At 51.3% G+C, this 25,522-nt stretch carries 22 protein-coding genes; 7 read left to right on the forward strand and 15 right to left on the reverse strand.

Annotated features, from left to right (window positions below):
- Window positions 1-172 precede the first annotated feature (172 nt).
- Complete coding sequence (locus ACN0RV_RS03220) at window positions 173-535, forward strand: group I truncated hemoglobin (protein WP_417345520.1); 363 nt, start codon at window positions 173-175, stop codon at window positions 533-535.
- Between the two features lie 833 nt (window positions 536-1,368).
- Here ACN0RV_RS03220 and acnA read toward each other — a convergent pair.
- From acnA to ACN0RV_RS03265, 9 genes are all read right to left on the reverse strand, one after another.
- Entirely contained in the window at window positions 1,369-4,116 is a 2,748-nt protein-coding gene (acnA, locus tag ACN0RV_RS03225) for an aconitate hydratase AcnA (RefSeq protein WP_417345522.1), read from the reverse strand.
- Window positions 4,103-5,524 carry a Na+/H+ antiporter NhaA gene (nhaA, locus tag ACN0RV_RS03230; protein ID WP_417345523.1) on the reverse strand — a complete coding sequence of 474 codons (1,422 nt, stop codon included), beginning with the start codon at window positions 5,522-5,524 and terminating at the stop codon, window positions 4,103-4,105. Before nhaA ends, acnA begins: the two co-directional genes overlap by 14 nt.
- A 343-nt stretch (window positions 5,525-5,867) precedes the next feature.
- Window positions 5,868-6,116: a DUF6538 domain-containing protein gene (locus ACN0RV_RS03235; RefSeq protein ID WP_417345525.1), complete on the reverse strand. Its 249-nt coding sequence runs from the start codon at window positions 6,114-6,116 to the stop codon at window positions 5,868-5,870.
- Between the two features lie 973 nt (window positions 6,117-7,089).
- Window positions 7,090-7,395: a DUF5676 family membrane protein gene (locus tag ACN0RV_RS03240; RefSeq protein WP_417345526.1), complete on the reverse strand. Its 306-nt coding sequence runs from the start codon at window positions 7,393-7,395 to the stop codon at window positions 7,090-7,092.
- Window positions 7,396-7,425: 30 nt separating this feature from the next.
- Entirely contained in the window at window positions 7,426-7,866 is a 441-nt protein-coding gene (locus tag ACN0RV_RS03245; protein WP_417345527.1) for a hypothetical protein, read from the reverse strand.
- 10 nt (window positions 7,867-7,876) lie between these two features.
- The gene (locus ACN0RV_RS03250; RefSeq protein WP_417345529.1) at window positions 7,877-8,527 is read right to left on the reverse strand and encodes a methyltransferase family protein; all 651 of its coding nucleotides are present in this window, start codon (window positions 8,525-8,527) and stop codon (window positions 7,877-7,879) included.
- A complete protein-coding gene (locus tag ACN0RV_RS03255) occupies window positions 8,517-8,852 on the reverse strand; it encodes a DUF2933 domain-containing protein (protein ID WP_417345530.1) in 336 nt (111 codons plus the stop codon). Before ACN0RV_RS03255 ends, ACN0RV_RS03250 begins: the two co-directional genes overlap by 11 nt.
- A 102-nt stretch (window positions 8,853-8,954) precedes the next feature.
- On the reverse strand, window positions 8,955-9,311 hold the full coding sequence (locus tag ACN0RV_RS03260; RefSeq protein WP_417345532.1) for a cupredoxin domain-containing protein: 357 nt from the start codon (window positions 9,309-9,311) through the stop codon (window positions 8,955-8,957).
- A 15-nt stretch (window positions 9,312-9,326) separates the two neighbouring features.
- The gene (locus ACN0RV_RS03265; protein WP_417345846.1) at window positions 9,327-11,606 is read right to left on the reverse strand and encodes a heavy metal translocating P-type ATPase; all 2,280 of its coding nucleotides are present in this window, start codon (window positions 11,604-11,606) and stop codon (window positions 9,327-9,329) included.
- Window positions 11,607-11,930: 324 nt separating this feature from the next.
- On the opposite strand from ACN0RV_RS03265, the gene cueR reads away from it, so the two are divergent.
- The 4 genes from cueR (at window position 11,931) to ACN0RV_RS03285 (ending at window position 16,780) form a co-directional block, all read left to right on the forward strand.
- Window positions 11,931-12,341 (forward strand): Cu(I)-responsive transcriptional regulator, encoded by a 411-nt coding sequence (cueR, locus tag ACN0RV_RS03270; protein ID WP_417345533.1) that lies wholly within the window; start codon window positions 11,931-11,933, stop codon window positions 12,339-12,341.
- A 180-nt stretch (window positions 12,342-12,521) separates the two neighbouring features.
- A complete protein-coding gene (locus tag ACN0RV_RS03275) occupies window positions 12,522-13,517 on the forward strand; it encodes a DUF4382 domain-containing protein (protein WP_417345535.1) in 996 nt (331 codons plus the stop codon).
- A 1,032-nt stretch (window positions 13,518-14,549) separates the two neighbouring features.
- Entirely contained in the window at window positions 14,550-15,158 is a 609-nt protein-coding gene (locus ACN0RV_RS03280; protein ID WP_417345537.1) for a CueP family metal-binding protein, read from the forward strand.
- A 614-nt stretch (window positions 15,159-15,772) separates the two neighbouring features.
- Entirely contained in the window at window positions 15,773-16,780 is a 1,008-nt protein-coding gene (locus tag ACN0RV_RS03285) for a DUF4382 domain-containing protein (protein ID WP_417345539.1), read from the forward strand.
- A gap of 304 nt (window positions 16,781-17,084) precedes the next feature.
- On the opposite strand, the gene ACN0RV_RS03290 is transcribed toward ACN0RV_RS03285, so the two are convergent.
- From ACN0RV_RS03290 to ACN0RV_RS03310, 5 genes are all read right to left on the reverse strand, one after another.
- Complete coding sequence (locus ACN0RV_RS03290; RefSeq protein ID WP_417345540.1) at window positions 17,085-17,732, reverse strand: class I SAM-dependent methyltransferase; 648 nt, start codon at window positions 17,730-17,732, stop codon at window positions 17,085-17,087.
- Window positions 17,733-18,264: 532 nt separating this feature from the next.
- Window positions 18,265-18,891: a type I-F CRISPR-associated endoribonuclease Cas6/Csy4 gene (gene cas6f, locus ACN0RV_RS03295; protein WP_417345542.1), complete on the reverse strand. Its 627-nt coding sequence runs from the start codon at window positions 18,889-18,891 to the stop codon at window positions 18,265-18,267.
- Complete coding sequence (gene csy3, locus ACN0RV_RS03300; protein ID WP_417345544.1) at window positions 18,892-19,932, reverse strand: type I-F CRISPR-associated protein Csy3; 1,041 nt, start codon at window positions 19,930-19,932, stop codon at window positions 18,892-18,894.
- On the reverse strand, window positions 19,910-22,036 hold the full coding sequence (locus ACN0RV_RS03305; protein ID WP_417345546.1) for a type I-F CRISPR-associated protein Csy2: 2,127 nt from the start codon (window positions 22,034-22,036) through the stop codon (window positions 19,910-19,912). Before ACN0RV_RS03305 ends, csy3 begins: the two co-directional genes overlap by 23 nt.
- Window positions 22,037-22,041: 5 nt before the next feature.
- Entirely contained in the window at window positions 22,042-23,277 is a 1,236-nt protein-coding gene (locus ACN0RV_RS03310) for a TniQ family protein (protein ID WP_417345548.1), read from the reverse strand.
- 373 nt (window positions 23,278-23,650) lie between these two features.
- Here ACN0RV_RS03310 and ACN0RV_RS03315 point away from each other — a divergent pair, with 373 nt between their 5' ends.
- Window positions 23,651-24,169, forward strand: coding sequence for a hypothetical protein (locus ACN0RV_RS03315; protein WP_417345549.1), 519 nt, complete (start codon window positions 23,651-23,653; stop codon window positions 24,167-24,169).
- Window positions 24,170-24,261: 92 nt separating this feature from the next.
- Complete coding sequence (locus ACN0RV_RS03320; protein WP_417345551.1) at window positions 24,262-24,900, forward strand: hypothetical protein; 639 nt, start codon at window positions 24,262-24,264, stop codon at window positions 24,898-24,900.
- A gap of 285 nt (window positions 24,901-25,185) precedes the next feature.
- Here ACN0RV_RS03320 and ACN0RV_RS03325 read toward each other — a convergent pair whose 3' ends face one another.
- Entirely contained in the window at window positions 25,186-25,404 is a 219-nt protein-coding gene (locus ACN0RV_RS03325) for a hypothetical protein (RefSeq protein WP_417345553.1), read from the reverse strand.
- Window positions 25,405-25,522: the final 118 nt, after the last annotated feature.

The following is a 25,522-nucleotide window of genomic DNA, read 5'->3' on the forward strand; positions in this document are numbered from 1 at the left end:
AAAAAGAAACTACCCCAAGGAGGCGGTGCCTGGAGTCCAACTTCTGGTTTAAAGGACGGAACGGGCGGCGACTTGAAGTTTCCCTGGTGCACTTCTAACCTGAGCTGTTATCCGTGCCTCAGCCCGCTCTGCCAGGCTGAGCCTATCAAACAGATAACGCTTGGAGGAACCCATGTCTTCCACCCTGTACGAACTTCTCGGCGGAGAAGCCGGCATCACCCGGATCGTGGAGGATGCGGTCAATGCCCACCTGAACAACCCGGTCGTTCAAAGCCGCTTCCAGCACACCGCCAATATTGAGCGGGCAAAGAAGATGTCTGTGGAGTTTTTCTGCGCCGGGTCAGGAGGGCCCCAATCCTACACAGGACGGGATATGGTGGCCGCCCACCAGGGGATGAACATCTCCGAACAGGAATTTATGGCGGTGGTGGATGACGTACTGCAAGCGCTGGACAAAAACGCCATAGGCCCAGAAGCACGCCAGCAGGTGCTGAGCATCCTCTATGGTTTGAAGGGTCAGATAATCCGTATCTAAATTAATGGTCCGGCCATCCCGGCCGGATCATCGTTCCCAGGGTATCTAAGGGTTAGCCACCCATGGGAGTGCCGATCATCCCCACTGAGGCGATGGCAACAAACAGCACTACAAGTACAGATAACTCTTTAATTACTGATTTCATCCATCTCCTCCTTACGCCCGGTTTGGGCTCTCTTCGGCTCACTAAACTTAACCCCATTATGACTTGAAAAAAAATTTAATCAAATCATGGCGGTGTATACCATTATAATTGCATTTACCTTACCCAGCCTGAATGCGCACCAAAATAGGTCATAAACCAACATTTTTAGGCGCCACAGCCCAATATGGACAGAAGCCAACACCAACTTTCAGCTTAGTTTGGTAATCATACAACAACCCACAACCCACACCAGCTCTGACATCAGAGACCTCCACCCTTGCCCAGACAGCAAAAACTACGATATTTCGAGGATAGAAAAGCTCTAAAATCATAAACCCACAAAAGCATAAAAATACCTGAATTTTCCGACTGAAATTCAACGAAAATCAGGCTCCATAGGCGCCGGTTAAAAACCAAACAATTCGCTTTTTAATCAATGAATTACATAATGAACAAGGCGACTGTTCCGGGGGGAACTTCACTCTGTAGTAGTCAACTAAATCCGGACACCTATGTTCGCCGATGTTGAAATAGCGCAGCGAAGCTTGGGTCTGCTTGCCCTACAAGATCGCACCATTCTCCTGCCGCTCATCGCTCTGCTGCGGTGCAATGCCTGCCGCACCTTCAGGACCAGCAGCGAAACGAGGCTGAGAGCAAAGTCGGCCAGCGACGTGCTTGTTGCGCTTTCTCATCCCCTGTCCCGCTTGGGCGAACAGAATTGATCGGCCACATAGGGCAAAATCCCACCGGCGAAGAAATACGCCAGCTCGCGCTCATTTTCGACCGCCAGCGTCACCGGAATCGTTTGCGCAGCCGCCGGTTCATGTGGCGAGGGCGATGGATGGGCAGCCGTGATCTTCAGGAATAGGACCTGCCGTGGCACCAGCGCTTCAAACCCATTGGCCGATGGCGCAGTAATGCTGATCAGCTCATCGCCCCTAAGTTGCAGTGCATTTGATTCGAGATCGGCCGGTAACAACAGAGGCATGATCCCCATTCCCACCAGATTACTGCGATGAATGCGTTCAAAGGAGCGTGCGATCACCGCCTTGATATTCAATAACAGGCAGCCTTTCGCTGCCCAGTCGCGGCTTGAGCCGGTGCCGTACTCCTTACCGGCAAAGATCACCAGCGGCACATGATGAGCGAGATAGTGTTGACTGGCCTGATAGATCGAGACTGGCGCTGTCTGCGCCGCCGGCTTACCATCCAGCCGGACCGATCCGCTCGGCGAAATCCAAGTGCGGGTGAAGCCCCCTTCCATCGGATCCACCAAACGGTTCTTGAGCCGCCGGTTGGCAAAAGTGCCTCGCACCATCACTTCATGATTACCACGGCGCGCGCCGTAGCTGTTAAAGGCCTCAGTCACAACCCCCTGCCTGAGCAGATATTCGCCCGCCGGCGTCAGCGGATCGATCTGACCCGCTGGCGAGATATGGTCCGTGGTAATGGAGTCACCGAAGATCGCCAGGATCCGACCGTCCACCATCGGGTTGGGAGCCGTGGTGCAAGCTACAAACGGGGCCTTACGGATGTAGGTGGACTCCTTTTGCCACGGATAGCACACCGCGTTTTCGACCTTGAGTCCCTGCCAAGTCTCGTCACCCTTGGTCATGTTTTCATAAGACTGGCCATACAGCGCTCGGTTGATCTGCGCCAGCACCGTCGCAACCTCGGCGCTATCGGGCCACAAGTCGCGCAGGAACACCGCATTGCCATCGCGATCCGTGCCCAGCGACTCGGTGTCTAAATCGATACGGGTATGCCCCACCAGGGCAAACGCCACCACCAGCGGAGGCGATGCCAGCCAGTTCAAACTCACAGAGGGATGTATGCGACCTTCAAAATTGCGGTTACCAGACAACACCCCACAGACTTGCAGCTTGCCTTGCGCGATCACCGCTTCAAGATCCTCCTTGAGTGGCCCGGAATTGCCGATGCAGGTGGTGCAGCCAAACCCCACCCGCTGAAAACCTAACTGGTCCAAATACCCCTGAAGGCCAGACTGATCCAGATAGCGCGCCACCACCTGAGAGCCGGGGGCCAGCGAGGTTTTGACATGGGGTTTGACCGTCATGCCTTTCTCTACCGCTGCCTTGGCCAGTAATCCCGCCAGCACCATCACCTGCGGATTGGAGGTGTTGGTGCAGGAGGTGATGGCAGCGATCACCAGATCGCCGTCGCTCAGAGTCCCTGCGCCGTCCACGCCTTGGCGCGAGTGCTCACCCGCCAAGGCGATTTCATCTAGGGTCTTCTGCTTGATCGCCGCTAACGGCAACCGATCTTGTGGCCGCTTAGGACCGGCCACACAGGGAACGATCTCGCCGAGGTCGACCGTTAGGTTCTCGCTGTAAATCACCGGACTGGCAAGTTCACCCGGCTGATAGAACAAGCCCTGGGCATGGGCATAATCGCGCACCCGCTTCACCAGAACGGCGGGGCGGTTGGTCAAGGTGAGATAGTCGATGACCTGATCATCGATGGGAAACAGCGCACAGGTCGCGCCATACTCAGGCGCCATATTGGCGATGGTGGCACGGTCTGCCACACTCAGATTGGCCAGCCCCGCGCCGTAAAACTCAACGTACTTGCCCACCACACCGTGGTTTCTCAGCAACTCGGTCAGGGTTAACACCAAGTCGGTTGCGGTCAGGCCCGGGGACAGCGCCCCCAGCAAATTCACCCCAACCACGGTGGGTGCATTGAGGCTCAAGGGTTCGCCGAGCATAACTGCCTCGGCCTCAATGCCGCCAACGCCCCAACCGAGCACCCCTAAGCCGTTGATCATGGTCGTGTGGCTGTCAGTGCCCACCAGCGTATCCGGAGACAGGACACCATCCACCTGGCGCACTACCTGAGCCAAATACTCGAGATTAACCTGATGGCAGATCCCCCTGCCCGGCGGCACGACAGTCAGGTTGTCAAAAGCGCCCTGAGCCCACTTTAAGAACTGGTAGCGCTCACGATTGCGTTCCATCTCCCGCTGCCGGTTGAAAGACAACGCATCGGAGGTTCCGGCCTTATCAACGATCACCGAGTGATCGATCACCAAATCGACCGGACACAGCGGATTGATCCGCTTAGCATCGCCGCCTTTGGCGTGCACCGCATCGCGCATCGCCGCCAGGTCGACAATCGCCGGTACGCCGGTATAGTCCTGCATCAGCACCCGGCTGGGGAAAAACGAAAACTCAAACGCCTGCGACGGGTTGCTCGCGCCGAGCTGTTGGATGATATTGGCTTGGTCGTCATCCCCCAGGCTGTGTCTCATGACGTTTTCCAAAAACAGCCGCACGATAAGCGGTTGCGCCTCGAGTGAGAAATGGTGATCCTGCGCCAGTTTGGGTAGCGACCAATAACGCCACGTTTCGCCGTCGCTGACGTGCTCGGTCAAATAGCGTTGGCGCCATTGCTTTGCTTGGTTAGATCTCATCATCATTGGCCTCAGTGGGTCGACGATCGAGCAGCCCCTGTGGCATTCCCGTTGGGGGTGCAGGTCGCTCAACCGCAGACGGAGTGAAGAAACGCAACAAAATCAGGCCGAATAGAGCAGACGCAACCGACGCAAGCAAAATGGCCAATTTCACTGACTGTATTTGCGCTGGGCTATACGCCAGCTCGGCAATAAAAAAGGCCATGGTGAAGCCAATGCCGGCTAACGCGCCGCCACCGAGGATCAATCGCCAACTGAGATCCCGGGGCAAAACCGCAATACGCAACTTTACGGCCAGCCAGCTAAACAAGAGAATTCCGACCGGCTTGCCGAACACCAACCCCAGAAATACCGCCATCACCAATGAAGACGTAAACGTCGTATCAGACAGTTGCACCCCCGCATTGGCCAGGGCAAACAAAGGCATCACCACAAAGCCGACCCAGGGGTGCAGCAGCATTTCCAACCGCTCGACCGGAGAAAGCGCTTCACGCGCCGCCGCTTCCGCAGTTTTTAACACCCGGCGGCCGGGCGTATCCCCACTCCAATGGTCGCCCGGTGGATAAGCCACCACACAGTCCATGATGGTGTGCAGTCGGTCATCGGTGACCCATTTATTGGTGGGGGCCATCAAACCGAGCGCCACGCCCGTGACGGTCGGGTGAATTCCGGATGCATCGACCGCCAGCCAGACTAATCCGCCGCTCAGAAAAAACAGTGGCATACTGCGCACCCCAAGAAGCCCGATGAGCCGGATCAACAACAAACCCAGCACAGCCAGTCCGATAGGGAGCCAATGGGTCTCTGAGCCGTAGCCAATGGCAACCACCATAATGGCCCCAATGTCATCGACGACAGCGAGCGACAGCATGAATATCCGTAAACTTCTGGGAATGCGCGGACCCAGCAATGCCAAGCAGCCGATCACGAACGCCGTATCCGTTGCCATCACGGTGCCCCAGCCATGCTGACCGGGCTCGCCAAACTGCAACAGCAGATAGACGAGAGCGGGAAACAGCATGCCTCCCAGCGCGGCGCTGATCGACAACATGGCCAAGCGCGGCTGACGCAACTCACCGAGCACCAGCTCACGCTTGAGCTCCAACGCGATTAAGAAGAAAAACAGGGTCATCGCGGCATCGTTCACCCACGAATGCAATGACCGTTCAAAAACAAAGGCGCCTATGTTGATCCCGACTGAGGTATGCCACACGGCGGCGAATGATTCACTCCAGGCAGAGTTGGCGAGCGCCAAAGCCAGCAGCGTCGAAAACAACAGAACCAAACCTGCGGAGGCTTCGAGCTTAACGAAACGCGTGATCGGATAAGTGACCCAATCGATGTGCGCTTTCGGCAGTTGAGTTGGATGGCCCCGTTTCACCCAGGATGATTTATTACCGCCAGCCTTCATAATGATCGCCGGCCCGGACCCGGTGAGCACCTGGCATAACCACCCCCCCCTCCAAAGACGCAGCACATACCATCGAACGGAAACACACGGTCACCATTGACCCTCTGCATAAATCACCTCAGTGAAGAGCTTAAATCCCACTCACTCAGTCTAGTCCCTTAGCCGCATCGTCCCTGTTCTAATTAAATCAGCCACAATTCAATAAATGCCTGTAGAGCTAACTTTTCATGGCTTATTTGGCTGTGGGGTGTCGATGGAAGTGGTGGCTATTCAGTTGGATAGATTCAGGCTGCTGAGGCTCAACAGAAGCCTGTGGTTGGCTCTGAGGCGCTATTGATGGCAGCTAGTTAACCGTCAGTTCCTTACCTCTGGCTTTGGCTGTGAGGGTGTCGAGGACTTGCCAAGAGCGTTGGATAGCCTCTCGTCTGCAACGAGTACGAAGGGATTGCTTGAGGTCTCTCTGGCCTACCTGAGAACGGAGGTCTTTAGGAACGACGACGCGGGCATACCAGATGCCATGCCTGGACTGGAAGAGATAGGGCGCCGACTGGGGGTGTTTCTTAGCCTGAACTGATGCCTGTTTTGCACGCAAAATGTACCACCAAGTGTATCACCTGAGGGTCAAATTCAGCTAAGTTATTGATTATAATGTCGCTTGATCCATAAGCCTGCATAACCAGACATTCAAAATCAATGACTTAGCCAATCTTCTGAAGCATAAGGTCACATAAAAATAAAGTAAAAAGCCGCATAGGGTTACAAAAGACTCAACTTGACTGACGGAAACTTACAACATTCCACGAGTAGTTCATTGACATATCAAAAAACTCGCAATCGCGGGCTTTCATTTTTCTAAATTACAACCCCTGCGTTTTCCGCCAGCCACCGGATCTCGCCCCCTGTAAAATTACGCTCTTGCGAAAGGTGGGCCCGAAGCATCTCAACGCCAAAATCGACACGCACATTTGGGTTTGTTATATCTGGGGCTACTGACAATGCTCCTGCCCAATCTCCGTACTGTAGGTGGAATTTAACTGTCTGAAACACAATCTCACTCGGAAGGCTATCAAACCACTTAATGTACTGTTCCGAGGCTGACTGGCCACCTCTCATTCTCTCCCTGTCCGCATTTACTGCCGCCAGCACCCGACCATAAAATCCTTGGTCACCCCGCAAGATGGCCACCTCTGCCAGGAGGCCCAATGCCTCACGCTTATTTTCGGTGTCGTAAAAACTGTCCAAACGCAAGTTGCGGATCGAAGCGGCTAAGATTGTTGCGAGATCCCGGCCGTCGCCTTGCTTCTCCAATTCACTGACCAATCTCGCCACCCTGTGAAAAATGAGGTGGAATCATGTGTCTCAGCTAATAGGGACCAGCAAAATCTCTGCAGCACTAAAGAGGTGAACCAGAACATCCACAGATCCGACCATTCCTTAAGTGAAAGTTCGGCTTATCTAAGCGGTTCTAAGGGCGAACAGTGACAATTTACGGGACCTAAAAAGGCCCCGTTTTTCGTTTCTTCACCCATAACTTATTGATTTTAAATTGAGCAGTTAAACAGTCGTTACAACACTTTGTTATATATAGTTGCCAATAACCACCCGCAAATTCCCGCCACTACAGACCAGCCAATTAAGCCAATGAATACACCACCAATGGATAGGCGCCATCCCATCTGTGACCAATCACCATGGGTCATATGCCCTGTCATGTCCATCATCATGGACGGCAACAGCCAAACCAGCAGACTACATATAATCCAAAAAATAGCGAAGGCGGTGGCAGATGCCAGACCAAATTTTGTCGCATTTAATGTCATATTACACCTCACTGTTTTACCCATTAATAAATCAGGTGTCTGGGAAATCATGGGGTAATTAAATCAGCACCTATATCAGCACTATTGGCTTTCCTGATGGTGGTACTGTTTCTTCTCCTGTGCGCTGTGATCCACCATCTGCCCCATCATCATCTGCATCATTTTCATATGCTTCTCCATCATGCCGACCCGTTCCTCCATCGTCATTGGCATGCTCTTATCCTTCCCATGCTGCATCTTGTCTCCGGCACCACAACCCATCATCTGCATGCCCTGTTGCATCTTCTCCATATGACTCTGCATCAAGGCCTGCCATTTTTGATGATCCTGCTCCTGCCCGATCTGATCCATCAGCGCACTCATCTCCTGCATGTGCTGATGCATAGCCATCATCTGCTCATGGCCCATCATTCCCATCATCGCGCATTTATCTTTCATGCCGCCGTGCTGGTGTTCTTCCCCAGCATAAGCAAAAGAAGATAGCGCTATGGCCAACGCAATCGTTTTAATTAAGGTTTTCATAAAGTTCTCCTCACGGATCTTCGGACGTCTTTTTAAACAACCTGGGAAACCAAGCGGGTGTCTGCCTTACATAGGCGCGGTACTGGTCACCAAACTGCAACAACGCCTGCTGCTCCTCTCGCTTCGCCAAGCGCACGTAAACGACAACCAGTATAGGAAACATCACCACCGTAGGGATCGTAGGCCATTGCAGCAGGAAACCAAACATGATGACAATAAACGCAAGGTACTGGGGGTGGCGACAGCGGGCATACCAGCCCGTGGTAGCAACATTTCCAGCTTGTTGCGCCAGGTGCAATTGATTCCAGGCAGAGGCCATCAAAATGAAGCCAAAGACAATGAATACCATGCTGGCAATGTGTAATGGGTCAAAATGAGCATTCCCCTCGAAGCCAAGCAAGGTATGCAACAAGTGACCCTTTTCGTGTGAATAAAAGTTAATACCAGGGTAACGCTCTGTCAGCCAGCCCGACAGCAGGTATATCGTTAGAGGAAATCCGTACATCTCTGTAAACAGGGCAACAATAAATGCACTGAAGGCACCAAGGCTTCGCCAGTCGATTGAGGTTTTCGGTTTGATAAAACTGAACGCAAAAAAAATGAAGATTGCAGAATGAAGAATCACTATCGTCCACAGGCCATAGTCCGATTCACCGTTCATTGTTCTCCTCCCCTTTTCCCCGCGCCTCTCTTCCCGATTTCAAGCCTTCAATGAATCCATCTCGATACGCTTCGCTCTCCTTGCTCGACTCCTCATAAGGCTTATCAAGTCCTGCTTCACTTCGGTGCTCAGTAATATGATCGTGTCCATGTCTGCCATGCATAAAGATGTGCATGAATGGGCAGGCCAACAGAATCAGAAATGGCAAAAACTCAAACAGGTGCTGGCGGTGTTCAACCAGAAGAAAATAGCTTACTGCCGCTATCAAGCCGATGGCTGCCCACCCCTGTGGCGTTGACCAAAATGAACGTTGTCGTTTAGCCATGTCTCACCTCGTAATGATGTTACTCGATGCACCTTAATGACTAACTCTTCCTGCACCCTCTCAAAGCGACCATGACCGTGGTAGAGGTAAATAAAGACGCCATTAGCCAACAACCAGCTTGCCTCGATACATTTGCATCTGACAGTGAAAATCGTACTCGCCCGCTTGCAATGCCGGTATTTCAACACTCGTACTCTTATCGACGGCCAAAGATTTAGCCAATTCAAGAGCTGGAAACTGAACCACTTCCGCACATGGAGACTCATCTTTGCGCAGGAAGCGAAGAGTTATCGCCTTTCCTGCCGGTAACTGAATCTGCGCCGGCTGGTACACACCATTGTCTACAACGATGGTTATCGGTTCATCGCCACCCGCCTTAACCTGTTTGGGCTTATACAGCCAGAACCACCACACGATCAGGGCGATTAATGCAACACCAACAAGGTTAATCAGTACCACCCGCTCACCCCTTCTCTAGTGCTCCTGAGCCTTAAACCAGCGCAATCGATTGGCGTTGGTGACCACCGTAACCGATGAAAACGCCATGGCGGCACCAGCAATCACGGGATTCAGCAGAACCCCAAAAAACGGAAACAATACACCGGCAGCAATGGGCACCCCGGCAACGTTATAGATAAAGGCGCCAAACAAATTCTGCTTGATGTTTTGGAGGGTCGCCCGACTGACTGCTATGGCGTCCGCGAGGCCATGTAGCGAACCACGCATCAAGGTGACGTCCGAACTTTCTATCGCCACGTCGGTACCGGTTCCAATGGCAAAGCCAACATTCGCCAGGGCCAGTGCGGGCGCGTCGTTAATGCCATCTCCCACCATGCCAACCACTTCTCCGGCGGATTGCAGCTCCTGTACTTTTTTTGCCTTGTCATCCGGAAGTACTTCGGAAAAATACTCAGTGATTCCCACTTTCCCAGCCACCGCCCTGGCGGTATCCCGGTTATCTCCTGTGAGCATCACCACTCTAATCCCGCTCTGCTGCATGCGCTCAATGGCCTTAATAGAATCCTCCTTGATTGGATCGGCAACGGCAATAATCGCCACCAACCTACCATTTACAGCAAAGTACATCGGCGTCTTGGCGTCAGCCGCCAGAGACTGGGCCTGCTCGACATACTCCTCCACATCAACGTTACGCTGGCTCATCAACTTTTCATTGCCAAACAACAGCGCCTGTCCATTGGCTTTGGCTTCAACCCCTTGACCAGCGACCGCATTAAACGCTTCGACTTTGCCCGGCTTTATTCCCCGCTCCAGGGCGGATTCAACAATGGCCATAGCCAGTGGATGCTCAGAGCCGGATTCAAGAGTGGCCGCCAGCTGCATCACCTCAAGTTCGTTGCTGCCATTAGCGACGATCACATCGGTAACTTTGGGAGTACCCAGGGTAATAGTGCCGGTTTTATCCAAAATCATGGCGCTGATCTTAGAAGCCGTTTGCAAAGCCTCGCCATTACGAATCAACACCCCCGCTTCTGCGGCCTTGCCTACCCCAACAATCACCGAGATAGGTGTCGCTAGCCCCAACGCGCACGGGCAGGCAATGATCAGCACCGTAGTCGCCGATACAACGGCAAAGGCGACGGCAGGCTCTGGTCCCAAATTCAGCCATACCAGAGCGCTGACCACAGCGATGATCATAATTACCGGAACAAAAACCCCAGAAATCACATCGGCCAATCGGCCAATCGGCGGCTTGGAGTTTTGTGCTCGCTTCACCATGTTGATAATCTGCGCCAACGCGGTGTCCGCCCCGACCCGGTTGGCTTGAAAAAGGATGGTACCGGTTTTATTGAGGGTTCCTGCCACCACCTCGTCGCCCTCGCTCTTTTCAACAGGCATGGGCTCACCGGTCAGCATGGACTCATCGATCGAGGTATGGCCATCAGTTACGATGCCGTCAACCGGCAGTTTCTCGCCCGGACGTACGCGAACGGTATCGCCCACTAAAACCTGCTCAATCAGTACATCCAGTTCCTGACCCTCTCGAATCACCCGAGCAGTTTTTGCTTGCAAACCGATCAGCCGCTTGATCGCTTCGGAGGTGCGTCCACGCGCTTTCACCTCCAGTGCCAGCCCAAGATTAATCAAGCCAATGATCATCGCCGTTGCCTCAAAATACACATGCCTTGCCATTGCCGGCAACAGATCAGGCACCGCCACTACAACCACGGAATAAAACCAAGCCGTGCCCGTACCCAGCGCAATCAGGGTATCCATAGTTGCCGAATGATTTTTGAACGACTGCCAGGCACCAACATAGAAATGTTTGCCGGAAAAGACCATAACGGCCAGGGTCAAGATGCCAATTAGCGACCAGACCAGACGCTCGGAAGCAGTCTCTACGGTCATCTCCCCGCCCAAAACGCCGTAAAGCATCAGAGGAACCCCAAGGGAGAGAGCCATAACCATCTCTCTCATCAGGCGTTTGTAGTAGGCTCTGTCAGCTTGTTCCCGCTCATCCATCGCATCGATATTCCCTCCCTTTGAGAAGGGCTTGGCGCTGTAACCCGCCTGCTCGACAGCTTTTATGAGGGCATCAGTAGGAGCATTCCCGCTGACGGTCACCGTGCGCATGGCGAAATTCATTGCAGCTTGGTTTACTCCAGGAACATTGACCAGCGCAGCTTCGATCTTATCCACGCAGCTGGCACAACTGACGCCATCGACAATGAGTTCAACCGGCTCGGCTCTACTTGCGCCAGGACGTGATTTATCGAGTGACTCCTGCCTTGGCATTACCTTCATAGTAAGAATTCTCCCGGATAGTGCCCTTATCAGTACCAAAATGTTGCGTATAGGGGAGACAATGCCTCCGGTTACACTCATTCCACCGCCCCCTCCCGGAACCCGATACCTTTTGGAGAGAACCACAGCAAACATGGGTACCTTGTTATCACTGCTTCAGTAGAGGTAGTACCAACTAGCCAAATCAGTACGCCCGCAACAATAAAGTCAGGCTGCTGGGTGATGTTGATCATGTTTCGCACCCTTTGGCTTGTTCTATCCTCACCATAGACCTTACCCTTACAGGAAGGTCAAGGTTGGCTCTGGAGACGGTGAATGAAAATATCAGCCATAGCAAAAGCAGCCGGATTGACGGTCAAAACCATTCGTTACTACGAGAGTGTAGGATTGATCTCGCCGCCACAGCGCAGTGACAACGGTTACCGAAGTTATGATGAGACCCAAATCCCTGGCCTAAGACTGATCCGCAGAGCTCGAACTGCCGGATTCTCAGTGGCAGAGTGCAAGGAATTACTAGGACTGTTCAACAACCAAAGTAGGCATAGTCACGATGTGTACGAAACCGTGAACTCAAAAATTTTGCAGATAGATCAAAAGGTTAAGGAGTTAATTCAGATTCGCACCGCACTTGCTGGCCTGGCAGGGACCTGCGCTAACGACAAAACGCCAGATTGTGCCATTTTGGATTCCTTGGCGGCCCCAGACGATGAACTTCCAATCGACTGACAGATTCCGGCCCCTTGCGCCCTTCGGACTTTCTAGTGTGCTTAGAGCAGATAGAGACTTTAAATTACGTTAGATGAAAGGCTTAAAAAATGACGGGCGCACCTGTTGATCCGAATCAATTGCTTTTCCTCGGCCACACCTAAACTTTAAGGGTCAACTTGCTCAAGGGGAGAAGGGAAGATGACTCTTTTTAAAGGCGCTGCAGTAGTAACATCGACGGTGCTGATGGTGGCGTGTGGTGGTGGCGATAGCGGGTCGGGCAACACGCCATCCCCTCCTCAAGAAACCGGTCTGTTGACGGTGGCAATCTCCGATGCCCCAATGGACGATGTCGAGATGGTTTGGCTGAGTCTAAACGAGTTGGTTATGACAGATGAGCATGGCCTACAACACCGTTACGCCGTCCATAACCCTAATTTCGATCTGCTTAATTTCCAAGGTATGAATAGCCACACTCTTATGTCCGGCTTAGAACTGCCCAAAGGGCACTATCATAATGTTCATTTCACCGTCCATGCCGGAACGGGGAACCAGGGCAGCGCAGTGGAAAATGCACAAGGGCGCCATGGTCTACGGGTCGAATCCGGATACTTGCCAATGGCGGACTTCACCGTTGAAGCTGAGCAGCATCATACCCATACGCTGGATGTGGACCTTTACCGGGGCATGTTCCAAAACTCCGAGGAGTTTGAGATACGGCACATCGGAATCAACTCCGTTGACAACCGCCACATGGGTCATGTTATCGGCGAAATGGACCCGCAATGGCTAGCCGACTGCGAAACAGAGTTTGCTTCCAAAAGCTTACCTGGTGGCCTCTTTACGCATTTAGCCTACTTTTACCCAGACAGTGTTACCGACATTGCTCAAATGGCGGACTCAAGTGTCTCTCGCGACGACCAGAGAGTGCTACCTATCGCGGTTACCCCGATCTTTATTGATGAACATGGTGACTGGCATTTTGTGATGGGATACCTCCCAGAGGGCAACTATCGCGTCGGCTACAGTTGCCTAGGTCATTTGGATGATCCACAAACTGACGACATCAATAACGGCGAGTTTGTCATGTACCGCGATGGTGGAGCTCTGACGGTAGACAGCGGTGAAAATGGTGGCCATCAAAACGTTCATCAATGTGGTAACGGCCATGTCGGCGGCGGCCATGGTGGCCACTAACCTAACTAAATAAGTAAAGTGCTACTGTGGAGGCCGGGTTGCGTCAGTCGTTAGCTTGTATTCAGCCCAGCATTCATGTAACCACCAAAACCCTGTTGCCTGAAACACCGGTTGAGGCTGTAGCTTCTGTTCGGTGCCGGTATGCGTGGTTTTCTGAGACATAGACTGTTGACCCTCCCCCTGGGGGAAGGTTTATGCTGCGCGTCGAAAGTCAGATTAAACGCTTCGCCACCACAGTTGTATTGAGCGAGATTTTCGAAACCTCCTGAAGTGTTAATCAGACCAAGCTATCAAGATAAGACGTTAGTTAAACTGACGCCTCATCATTCATCAGTTACAGGCGAATAATGTGCGAACAATCAGTTTTTTCCTTCTGATCTTCGCCCTGACCTTTCAGGGGGCATTAGTTGGTGCCCAAACACCCGTAACGGTATCGTTCTATGACTCTGAAGCAGTGGTGGAATCATCTACTGACTGCCATGGCGGTACTGACTTTGCCTTGACCGCTGCAGATCATGATTGCTGCCAAGCTATCAACGCCGCGATGGTCTGCTGTATGGATACAGGAGCCCCCTCCTGTAACGATACCTGCTCGCAGTGCCAGGTACAGGGCTCCGCCGCACCTGGCCTCCCTAGTGCTTTGCCCCGAGTTTCCTTCAAGCTATCGGACAATCCACAGTTACAACCCGTCTTTTTCTATACTTTGACCGTCTCCGAGCTAACCCCTCCTCCAATAGCCTAGGCCCACGTTTGGGCAGCGCTACATCGAACCGATTAAGTCCAATTGATGACCTGAGCAGGATTTCCCCCCCCTTTTGGTCTCAAAAATTTGGCATACCAACTTTTTGAAGTCGGAATCGATAATAACAGCCGCCCAACCCCTCAAATTAAGTATTTAGTTCAAAAGTACTGAGCGATGGCAGTGCGACCTACAGGTAATAACCTAGGGTTCTGCCGTTGGTGAATTGGACAATCTGCCGACGCTTAGGCAAGTCCCACACACATCTAATGCCCATACATTAGGAACACATTATGTTTAAAAAGTTAGTAATCACCAGCCTGATGGTTTTTGGATTGAATGCCTGCAGTCAAGGTTCAAATATTGAGGAGCAGGCGGCATCGTTCAGCCAGCTGAATCATAAACAGGCCTTGCTTCAGGCTCATCAATGGTACAAAAACGAACAAGATATCCTGGTGCGCGTTTATCCAGATAAAGTAGCCGCCACCTTTGCAGACGGTACCGAAAGCCATGTAGCCATCCCGGAAGATCAGTTTCTGCTCTCCATCGCGCCATGGGTCAACTTTAGCCATCCTTGTGGAAACCACGTTCCAACAAGTTGCACGGGCGAGCTGATCAACCAGAAGATGCACATGTCAGCAATAGACATTGAGACCGGTGAAAAGATATTGAATCAGATGGTCACCACGCAGCACGATGGCTTTATCGACTTCTGGGTGCCGCGCAACCGTCAATTGAAGTTCACCTTCCATTACAGCGACGCCAATGGTGTGCACCACGAAGCACAAGAGCTGTTAACCACCTTTGACGACAGCCGCACCTGCATTACCACAATGCAGCTAGTTGCCATGAACACCAGCGATACGCAGATGAATGTTCATAACCAACACCAACACCATTGATTAAAAACCCTTGACCCTCCCCTCAGGGGAGGGTCTACCCTGAGCGAAAATGCCATTAACTTTTTTATAGCCAGATTAACTCAATGTCCTTGATACGCACGCAACAATACTCTCAACGCACTGCAGCATTGCTGCTGGTGCCGGCGGTTTACTATTTGTGGTGTCAACGTGAGATATCAATACGGAATCAACAGATTTCAAATCGCTGACGACTGATTAAAGAATGAATTTATCGCCTGTTAGGAATGTATTAAACCATCACATTATTACGCTCCCGTAATGAGTAACAGGCGATAGAGCATTAGTATTAACAATAGAATAATGGCTTCAATTAACAAACCCTAGACCATCCCCCTAATGGGAGGGTTTATCCCAACAAACTTAATAAGGACCTCAATTAACAAACCCTAGACCCTCCCCCTAACGGGAGGGTTTACCCCAATAAATTCTATGGTGTCAGCCACTTAATTTCACAAGGAGCCTCAAACTAATGAAAAAGGCGTTCCAACAAGCAACTTAGATTCACCTCGTCGGCTATATTGTGAGCCAAACCCTAGATCGCATATAGTCAAAATAGTACATTATCAATCCATTATATAAAAAGGATGTCGATTATGAAAAGGTACTGCCTTGTATTATTTCCGCTACTAGTGGCTTGTGGCAGCGACAACGATTCCGCTCCTGCTCCCACACCACCTGACGCTGAAGGCACGGTATCCATCGCCATCTCTGATGCCCCGGTGGATAATGTCAGTAGCGTAGTGTTGCAACTGGACTCCATTGATCTGACCCTTCAGCACCAAGGGATCAATGGTGACATAATCTCCCTGGATCTATCTGATCAAAACGTTGATTTGCTTGAATACCAAGGAGAACAGGCCGCTTGGTTGATTGAGGGGCAGGGCGTACCCGCCGGCCAGTATATGGCTCACCTAAATGTGGTCGAAGGCAGTGGCGACGCCGGTTCTTACGTCGAAGACGGCGCCGGCAAACACCCCCTGGATATCGTCCAGCCCCATCTGCCGCTAGGATCGATCACCGTGATTGAGAACGAGGCCTTATCGTTTACCCTAGAGGTAGACCTGCGCTACGCACTGCTACTTGATGATGAGGGTAATTACACCCTGGATATTCATGGAATGCGGTGGGTTGATAACCGCTACATGGGCCACCTCAACGGCGTGGTGGACGAAGCCCTAATCAATGACTGCGAGGCAGACCATCCTGGACTTGCGAATCAAGATGGTTCCTTTATTCACGTGGCTTACCTTTACCCCCAAAGTACAGCCATTGAAGCCATGGATGACATTGCATTAACAGCCGAAACAGGCAAAGTGTTACCAACCACCACAGCGCCAATCTATCAAATGCACGATGGAAACTGGCACTTCCAGGTCGGCTACCTGGCAGAAGGCGAGTATCAGCTAGGCTACACCTGCCTTGGCCACCTAGATCAACCCAGCAGCAATGAAGGTGCCGACAGCGACTTCAACATCTATGATGACGGTGGTGCCATCACCATCAATAGTGGTCCTAACGGCGGCTACAACAATAACTGCCAGATGGGGCAAGGCGGTTACAGTGGCGGTGGCCATGGTCACGGCGGCGGAGGTCGCGGTTAAGCTACTCAAAAGCGCAGCCTTTAAGCTGCGCTTTTGAGTCTTGACGATCTGAACGTTCGTAAACCTAACCAGTAAAGTAAACTTTTCCGAGAAAACTAAACTACCAATATCCTATTAGGAGCCTACTATAGCAAAACATAATTGGTGCACCTTTTTGTCAGGTCGGTCGACAAGCAGGCCATTTGACATTTCCACTCTAACAAACCGTTTCCGCCCCTCACCGCGGTTCATCAAACATAATGGTATTTATGGAAGTAGGGCTATTCAATTCATGACGATTGTTCGGTCGAAGAATATGACTTCGCTAAGATTTTGAGCCAGACAATATGTACATTAGCCCGCCGTATACTTCTTCGATACTGGTATCTTGAAACTGACATCTAACTTGCTGGCATGTATCGTTTCTGAAATAGTCCTCCGTCAACCCGAATGGGCTAGACAGCCAAACAAACAGCCTAAATAGCCAAGTCGGCCAGTGACTTGGATACTTCCCATCAACTACAGAAATCCTACCACCTGGTGCGATAGAGCTCGCCATCTTCTCGATAATGAACTTTCGATCCTCCAGATACCCAAAAACTCCTGTCGCAATAATTCCATCCATGCCTGCTGGAAAGTCAAATTTCGATATGTCAGAATGAACTAACTGGACATTTTCCCAGCCTGATTGGTTAACTCTCTCCTGGGCACAAGACAACATTTCCGAGCTAAAATCAACCCCAACCAAGTGTCCTTCGCGCCCAATTTTTCTCATAAGAAGATCAAAATTCAAACCCGTGCCACAACCTAGTTCAAGAACACAATCTCCCTTTTTTAGTTCTAGTAAGTCAACGGCTTTTTCTCGATAACGTTCAATATCAAGACCGATCAACCGATAGAGTCTTACTGCCAAATCGTATTTTCTAGCGTATTTTTGATACGCAGATTCTACAATTTCCTTCGAGACCGCCATATTCACCTCCCTTCACCTAACTATAGAAGAAGTCCACTGTTATTGTATTGGGAAAAGATAACGAATCGCTTCGACTTCCTGTGACGACTTTATAGCTGACATTTTGAAGGTTACAACCGCATGTTGGCTCGACTAACATTCGGTGCACTGATTGCGTGCAAGAAGTGATTATGGTCAATGCCTTTTCGCACTTGGTAGCGATGAAACATGGGCTGGTACTGATGGGAAAACCGGCCTTTTACAGCGGACTCAGCCGGTAATCGAATTCGGACAGTCTTGGCGTTACCGTGTGAGTAACGATCGATTTCTGAAAGGAAAAAGCCCCCGGCGGTTGCCGGGGGCTAAGATGGTTCACTGCCTGTACGGCAGAATCAGGTACTGTTGTGGTAGCTTGCTTTCAGGCCTATTCTCGGCTGCCTATGCGGCAGTTCATCTACCAGCGATGCCGGGATATGATCGTGATTGTTTCTCAGCTACCTATGCGGCAGTTCACAATCAAGCATAGCTCAGCCTATTGCGCACCGAAGGCCACTTATTCCTGCTTTGAAAAGAAGGTGCTCAAACAGGGTAACGCGGGCACTGTGCCGCGATGATGGCGGTTCGTAGCCAAACCATAACCGCCAAAGCCTTCACAAACTTGAGAAACCTCACCTTCTCTTTGAATATGAAGCAAGTATTGCTGACCGGTACTCTTGCTCTCCATCAGGGCACTGTTAAACGGTATGATCTCTCGCCCGTGAATTTCTGCCACTGGTCGGAACGGCTCCCCCCTGGATGCGGCCCGCCTCCTGGCTCGAGCCAAACGGCGCCGCTTCTCCCCGGCAAAACATTTGGCTACCCCCTGATTGCGCGTAAATCGGACCTCGGGGCACGCTTCTGGCACTTCCGCCACCTCGGTTACTTCAAACAACGAGTCAGTCGCCATCATCGTGAAGTATGGCTGGCTCCTGAGTTGTTTAAGGATTAACTGCTCGGAGCCGATAAAGGCGATGCTGGCACCAACTGTGTTCTCACTCCAATCGGGGAAGCTAACCCCAATCCCCGTAGCGGAGTGCCTCTTCAGGAAACCGTGCAAAATCGATAGGCAACGCCCGGCCAACAGCGTGTAATCAGCATTTCTGGCGAGATAACGAATGGCAAAGAAGTACCTTGGCGTCACCTAGGCTCTCCCTTGTTGAAACAAGCCGCCCTTGAGCAGTACCGACATTAAGTAGTGGACCTCAGCCGGTATATCACTCCCGTCGGCCTGGCAGCAATGCCTCATCTGGCGAATGTAGAAAGCGGTCCGTTTCAGGTGCTGATAAAAATCGCGACCGGTTACCGGGTGACGCAGTGCAACCAAGGCATTCCGGTTGGCTCCATATTCATGCACCCGCAATGGGATATCGGCCTCCTCCTCCCACCAGTCATCGATCATCTGCAGCGCAGCCCCAACCTTCTCAGCATGAAAGCTGGCCGCTTTACTGCCATCGGCACACTCCACCGTCGCCAGTTGCCGTGTCGGCAACCCACTATCAACGTTTTCAACGAATTGCTGACTGGGATGGATCTCCTGGCAAAACGCAGTTTTCAACCTAGCGGTCACAGTCGAGAACCAAAACTGCCTCGGGTTACTCAATGCTTCAGCCATCTCTTGGGATAATCCCTGTAAAGCACTCTCAGCCTCCAGTGGCCAAGGTTCGTACCAATCAAGCCCCCGGGCATCGTCAATCTCAAACCGAGACCCAGCAGAGGTTAATACTTCAATCGCCGTTCCCATCGTCTGCCGATTTCGCCACAGCCAGCGCCCCATAAGGATGTTCTTGGCATAGCGGCGCGCCAACTCCTGGTATCCGCCATGGTCGCGGTAGGCTTGAGCCAACCTCATCAGCCATCGATTAACCCTAGGCTCATCGTAGCGGTCCGGTGCCAACGAGTTCGCCTCCACCCGCAACGAAAAGCGGCAGCACAGCTCATCGACCATTGGCGGAACATAACAGGCCTCTATGGTATGGGGATTTCCATAGGCCAACTCCTTGGTTTCACTTTGCTTAGCTTTGAACTGATTGTCATAGCCCCCAGTAAAGGAGCTTTTTTGACCATTAATTTTGTTCACCTCTACGGTCAAGGGAACAAAGTCACGCCCCTCCCGCTGATAGAAAAACACCGCCTTGCCCGGGGACAGTGAGCGGGAATAGCTAAGGTGCTTGCCTGGTTTCATAGAAGGGCTCCAGCAGAGGGGCTTTCTTGACAAGCATAGCCCGTCCATCCACCTCCATATGCCAGAACGCATTGGCCAGAAAGGCTTTCATCCCGGCAAGTCGCACTTCGATCGGACCTACGCAATCTGCCAGCCCTATCGCCGGCTCAGCGTAACAATGCTCGGTCTCTAGGCTGCCTTCTCTTTCCCGGCCATCCTCCAGAGCCACATAGCCAACAGTCACGGGTCGATAACTTGGCTTGGCTTGCATCGCCTCGAGTAACTCATCGACGCTGCTGACCTGCTCGGTCATGGGATAGATCCAACAGCCACCTCGAGGCAACCGCGATAGCGGTTCAAACAGCTCCTGGGCCGACGAATAGAGCGAGCACCAGTGGGCTTTTTCGTACAAGCAGGGGGGCTGCAGCGTGCCACCAGCGAAACGGGAGGGAAAGGCGGCCTGGATAGACGGGATATCAGCGTCAGATAGAGGGTCGTCGTTTTCATGGGTAACCAATTTAAGCACCATATTCATGGTCAAATCGCACAACCTAGTGTCAATGATGCCAGGCCGTTTGATGTCCGAGCCCTGCTTTAACGTCCGAAGAATACTCGGCTCTGGCAACTTCTTACCGCTGACCGAACTGTACTGTCCGATGTGCCAAGCCATACTGACGACGCGAACCGACCGCCCTAGCAGCTGCGCCAAGCGTCGCTCAAAATGATGCCCCAGCCCCCACAATGCCGACAAAGAGGGAATCCCGGCCACATAGGGTGAACTCAAGGCTTGCGCATCGAAAACACGAAGGTTAGAGAGGTGCAGATAGCTTAATCGGTTTGACTGCGGCTCACCCGGTTCGTCATCCTCCTTTCCCAGTTGCTCCAACAACCACTTTATCTGGTTTCGAAGCGGCGCAAACAACTCCGGATGGTAGGCAAAAGCCCGAGTCTTAGCTGATTGCTGCAATTCTTCCTGAAGATGAGCTGACAGCTGTGCCAAGAGCCCTGGTAACAACCTTGGCGGCGTTTCCAACAACTCCTTTTCGATTCCCTCCCCCAGGCCCGATTCTCCCCTCCCCTGGGACTCGACATCATCACGCCACTCCATCAGTGGCGCCAGCCATTGAGCCAAAGCGTTTCTGACGACTCGAAGCGCTCGCACTCGGCTTCTGCGTCTCTCCCTAAGCGTCTGGTACCGGCAACTTCCCCCCAATTGTGACAACGAATATATAAACTGCCGACTCCTCAAAGCCCGCTTATCAAATACACTACCACCTTGACGAATCTTGTTTCGCCTGGCACTGGATAACCCCTGGTGCATACTGGTATAAACAGGAGGCGGATAGCTCATCACTCGTACCCTCCCTCCCAGGCTAGCCGCCAAATCCCCTACCGAAGACGGGTGTGCAAGTTCAGTCACAGCCGCTCTAATTCTTCGCTTAATCGCCAGGTGTTGGATTTGGCTTTGCAGGCTGTGGCTTACCACCGGCGTGACGGCCCTGTAAACCCGTCCATCAAAAATCCTGACTTGTTTAGAATAGGGGCTTATTTCATCGGGTACAGAGATCTCTGGAAGGCTTTCAATCAATCTCTCAACCAAGTGCTTTCGACTGGCTGCCGGCAACCCCCTTTGTGCCAGCCGGGTTAACCACCTCGACGAGTTCTGGATAATCTGCTGAGCCAAGCAGGTCACTACTCCATCCATCATAAATGCCGAGCAAAACAACTTGGCCCGGTTGCATTCCGTGCTGTTGTGAGACCAACCGAGCAATCTAGGCACATCACTGGATGTGACCACACCAGGTACTCGTTTAGGTGGTGGAAGCAGCAAACGTTGATGACTGACTCTAGTATCGGGATACTTGACGTTATGGGTGTGATACCACGTCACCTCATTCAAGCAGCGTTCGAAGTGTCTCGGGTCGGACAAGGCTTGTTTTGCCGTGGCGATAGCCAACACATCGTCCACGTCGGCGCGTTTGAGCGTGAGATTACACAAGATAGTCAGCGCCTGAAGCTCACAGCCCGAGATCTCAACCAACTCTGTTGCTGGTGAGAAGGCACGACGTAATTGCCGCTCCCTTTCCTCATGCTCAGCAATTGCTAGCAGTTCTCTCAGGTGCATCAGTATCACCACGCAGGCAGATAGCGGTCGGCGCCATCATTCTGTGACTGCATACGAGCCAGCCTCAGTTCCATGACATCTCGCAGGCGAAAAGCCGGCGTTTGGGCTTCCAGTTTCGATCTCCCCTTGGTCCGTATCGCCAACACCAGGAACCCTTCTTGATAAAGGCGATAAACCACTTCGAGATTCGTCGACAAAACAGCTGCCGCTTCAGCCATGCTAAGCAAGACATCCGCTATGTTCGATTGCTTTGACTTAGGATGTTGGTGCACGAGTTCACACAGATAATCAACGATCGCTCGAAGTACGAAATTTCGGCCCAGATCTCGCATTGGCAGTCTGCGTGCGTCCACCAACAAATCACCAAATACTTCGCGAAAGTGGCTGCGGTTGTACCCACGGCTCAATCGTAACTCGAAGTCCCTCCTCCGCAGTTCCAATTCCTCGAACAAGCACTCGGGCCAGCGGTCAAAGTACTCCATTGCGGATAACAACTCACTGGTTTCGCCCTCTGCACCTCTGCCATCTAACCGGTTAAATTTCAGTGACCATAGCAATGCGCCAAGGCGCACAGGCAGATTCTTCGTCATTGCCAACGGATCATCACCCTCTACAGGCTCTCCAACCACTAAGCGGCTGAGTCTCAAACAAGCTGGAGAGGCTACTTCAGAAGTGGCGTAGCGTAGGTTGTAGCTGCAGCGGCAATGAATGATCTGTTCGCGTGCTTGGTAGTCCAGCACCTCACCACAACCAGGGCAATTGGCCACTAACTGCAAGCAGTGCTTGTGACAAGCAACATAGGGCGTGAAATGCCAACACTGACGAACATAAGGCTCTTCCGCCAAGCACTGAGGGCAGATAGGGATTCCGTCCTTACGAATGAAGCTGCGGGGAATGTCCACACCATCACGGAACACAGCAGTTCTTCGATTGCCAAAAGTTGCCGACGAGTGCATCACAGCCAATTTCAGCAAAGGCAAGCTCTCACTCTTCCCCAACTGCTCAAATAACTGCAGCGCTCGAATGCGCAACCCACTACTGCGATTGGCATGAAAAACATTTACGAGTGCCAGGCTTCTCGGAAAGGCACCGGCCGCCCCAAGATCCTGCTCCAACAACCACTCATAGACCAACGTGCTCAGCACCCTGTATGACTCGAAGCCATTCTCGACCGAAAGACGTAGCAAGTAGCTCTCTAGCGATTCATCAGCAAATGGCTTCTGCCTAATTAACAGTTCCATAGCAACCAAAACTAAGTAATCCTTAGTTTAAGGCTAGCACTTTCTCTGACACATGCATGATGAAAGTACCTTCCCATGTTCATTGGCCTTCCAGTCGACACAGGAACACTTGGCGTCAAAATCGTGAATGACCGCGTTGGCGCCAATTGCGGTCATTCACCTCGACTGCAGGGGGCCTTACACCCTGCAGCATCGAGTCGCCTTTCATGCTCATGAGCAAGCAGCAAATGGCTTTGAGCCAAACCTAATCTACTGATATATTTGGTAAAGTGTGTGCGGTTGTTCACTGATACGTTGTGCAAAGACTAAGCACGGATGACCCGAGTAAAAGGTGGCGATTTGCCGCATAAAAGCAGCTGTTAAGGAGATTGGTGTGGAGGACGAAGTAATGACGCTAATCGGTATTCAGCAAACAATCCTTGATGAATGTTTACGTGCATTATTATATGCAAGGAAATACCATAGCCTCGACAAAACAGATTTTAATAAAACTTGTGGCTCTTGTTTTACTAAAACACTAATAATCCAATGGTGTCAGATATTTGGAAGCAGAAACGAAGATATTCACTGGTCTAAATTACAACTTCCAGATGGCTACCCTATTTTTGACCGAAACGTAATTGTCGATGCTTGTGATCTAACTATTCCAGAATGGGTTAGTTATCATGAAGAAATGAAAACTGTTAGAGATAAGTTCATTGCACATTTTGATTTGGACCAATTACGTGGTCATATCCCAAAATTTGAGCCTGCGTTGAGTGTATTGCTCGCATATCGTCAATACTTAATAGATGTCATTGAACATGCTAATGCTAATGGTCAAATAATTCTTAGGAACTTCTTGGACAACGATGCTCTGATAGAAAAAATTGGGGAGGAGCTAGCATGGTAAATCCCCTTAAGAAGAGTAATCAGTCTGTTCGTTTCACTCACCGGACTGGCCTTCGGCCGGCCCGCTTTTACTGGCGTTAAATTAGGAAGAACATGGACGCACTTACACTAGTATCCAACTCCATTGAACATTTGGCATGGCCAATAGCTGCAGTCGTCCTGGCTTTAATTTTGAAGGAGCCGTTAAAAGAACTTCTTCAAAGACTTACCAAGGCTAATGTTAAAGGAAGTGAGTTTAACTTTGCTACTCCTGGGCAACAGCGAATAGAAAGCCCTGAGAGCAATTCGGCTATTGCTGACTCTGTACCAGCTGACCCGTTGGGTTTACAAACGGAGTTAGAGAAACGTATATATGCTGATTTGGAAAGTCGTAAACTAGAAGCACCAGAGGACAAAGTGACCGTACTGGTAAAGCATCATGCTGCACTTCAATTGAAGAATAGCTATATCATAGTTTATAACCAGATTTTCGGAAGCCAAATTTCGGCCCTACAATCGCTAAATATACAAACAGAGCCGGTGGGAGCCGACATTCTTAGTTTTTTCTATGCGGCAGCGTATGAAAAATCGCCAGACGTATACAAAAATTACAGCTTTCAACAGTATCTTGATTACCTGACAGGCTCAGGCCTCGTCGGTCTGGATGAGCGTGGGTACTTCATAACCAACTATGGTCGTGGCTTTCTTATGTTCTTGTCGGAAACTGGGCTTACAACGAATAGAGCCTTTTAAAATAACAAGTACAGTCAGAGGGAACTGAAGCTGCCCCGTTCTAGTGAACACCAACGACTGCTTTGTGGCGTGCGCTGCCTGCTAACCAGGCAGCGACTTTGGTCCTAGGGCCATGATTCTGTGTCAGCTCGCTTCAGCGCCAAAATCGGCCTTTAATGATATGGCTTCTAGCTTCGCTAGTTATCATTCAGATGAGGCCGACAAGATACAGCCGCAGATTAAGCGCCTTTGTAGTACTTCCTAAACATTGGCCTCACCTTGGTAGCGGCCTCTGCCGATGTATACTCAGTGATGATGCAGATCTGCATCAATGTCTTTGTCGGTGAAGGATTCTGGCGCATCAAAGCGCCATTTCACCAACCAGAGCCAAACCATCACGGCTGCCAGTGCAAACGTCAACGTCAGGATTAAGTGAACTAATGCGGTGACTGCAGTTGAAAAGGTAGACATAAATACCTCTCTTTCGTCCACGGGGCTCGGAAGAAAGTCCAGTACTTCAATCATGTTGGTGCTTTCTAAATCAATAAAAGCAACCTGTATGTTCCATAGCAACAGCTTCTGCTTGGCCCTGAATAAACAAGCTGTTTACCTACTTAGCTCTTAACATATTTAGACTTTAGGT

This window comes from Ferrimonas sp. (assembly GCF_048263965.1).
Lineage (GTDB): Bacteria > Pseudomonadota > Gammaproteobacteria > Enterobacterales > Shewanellaceae > Ferrimonas.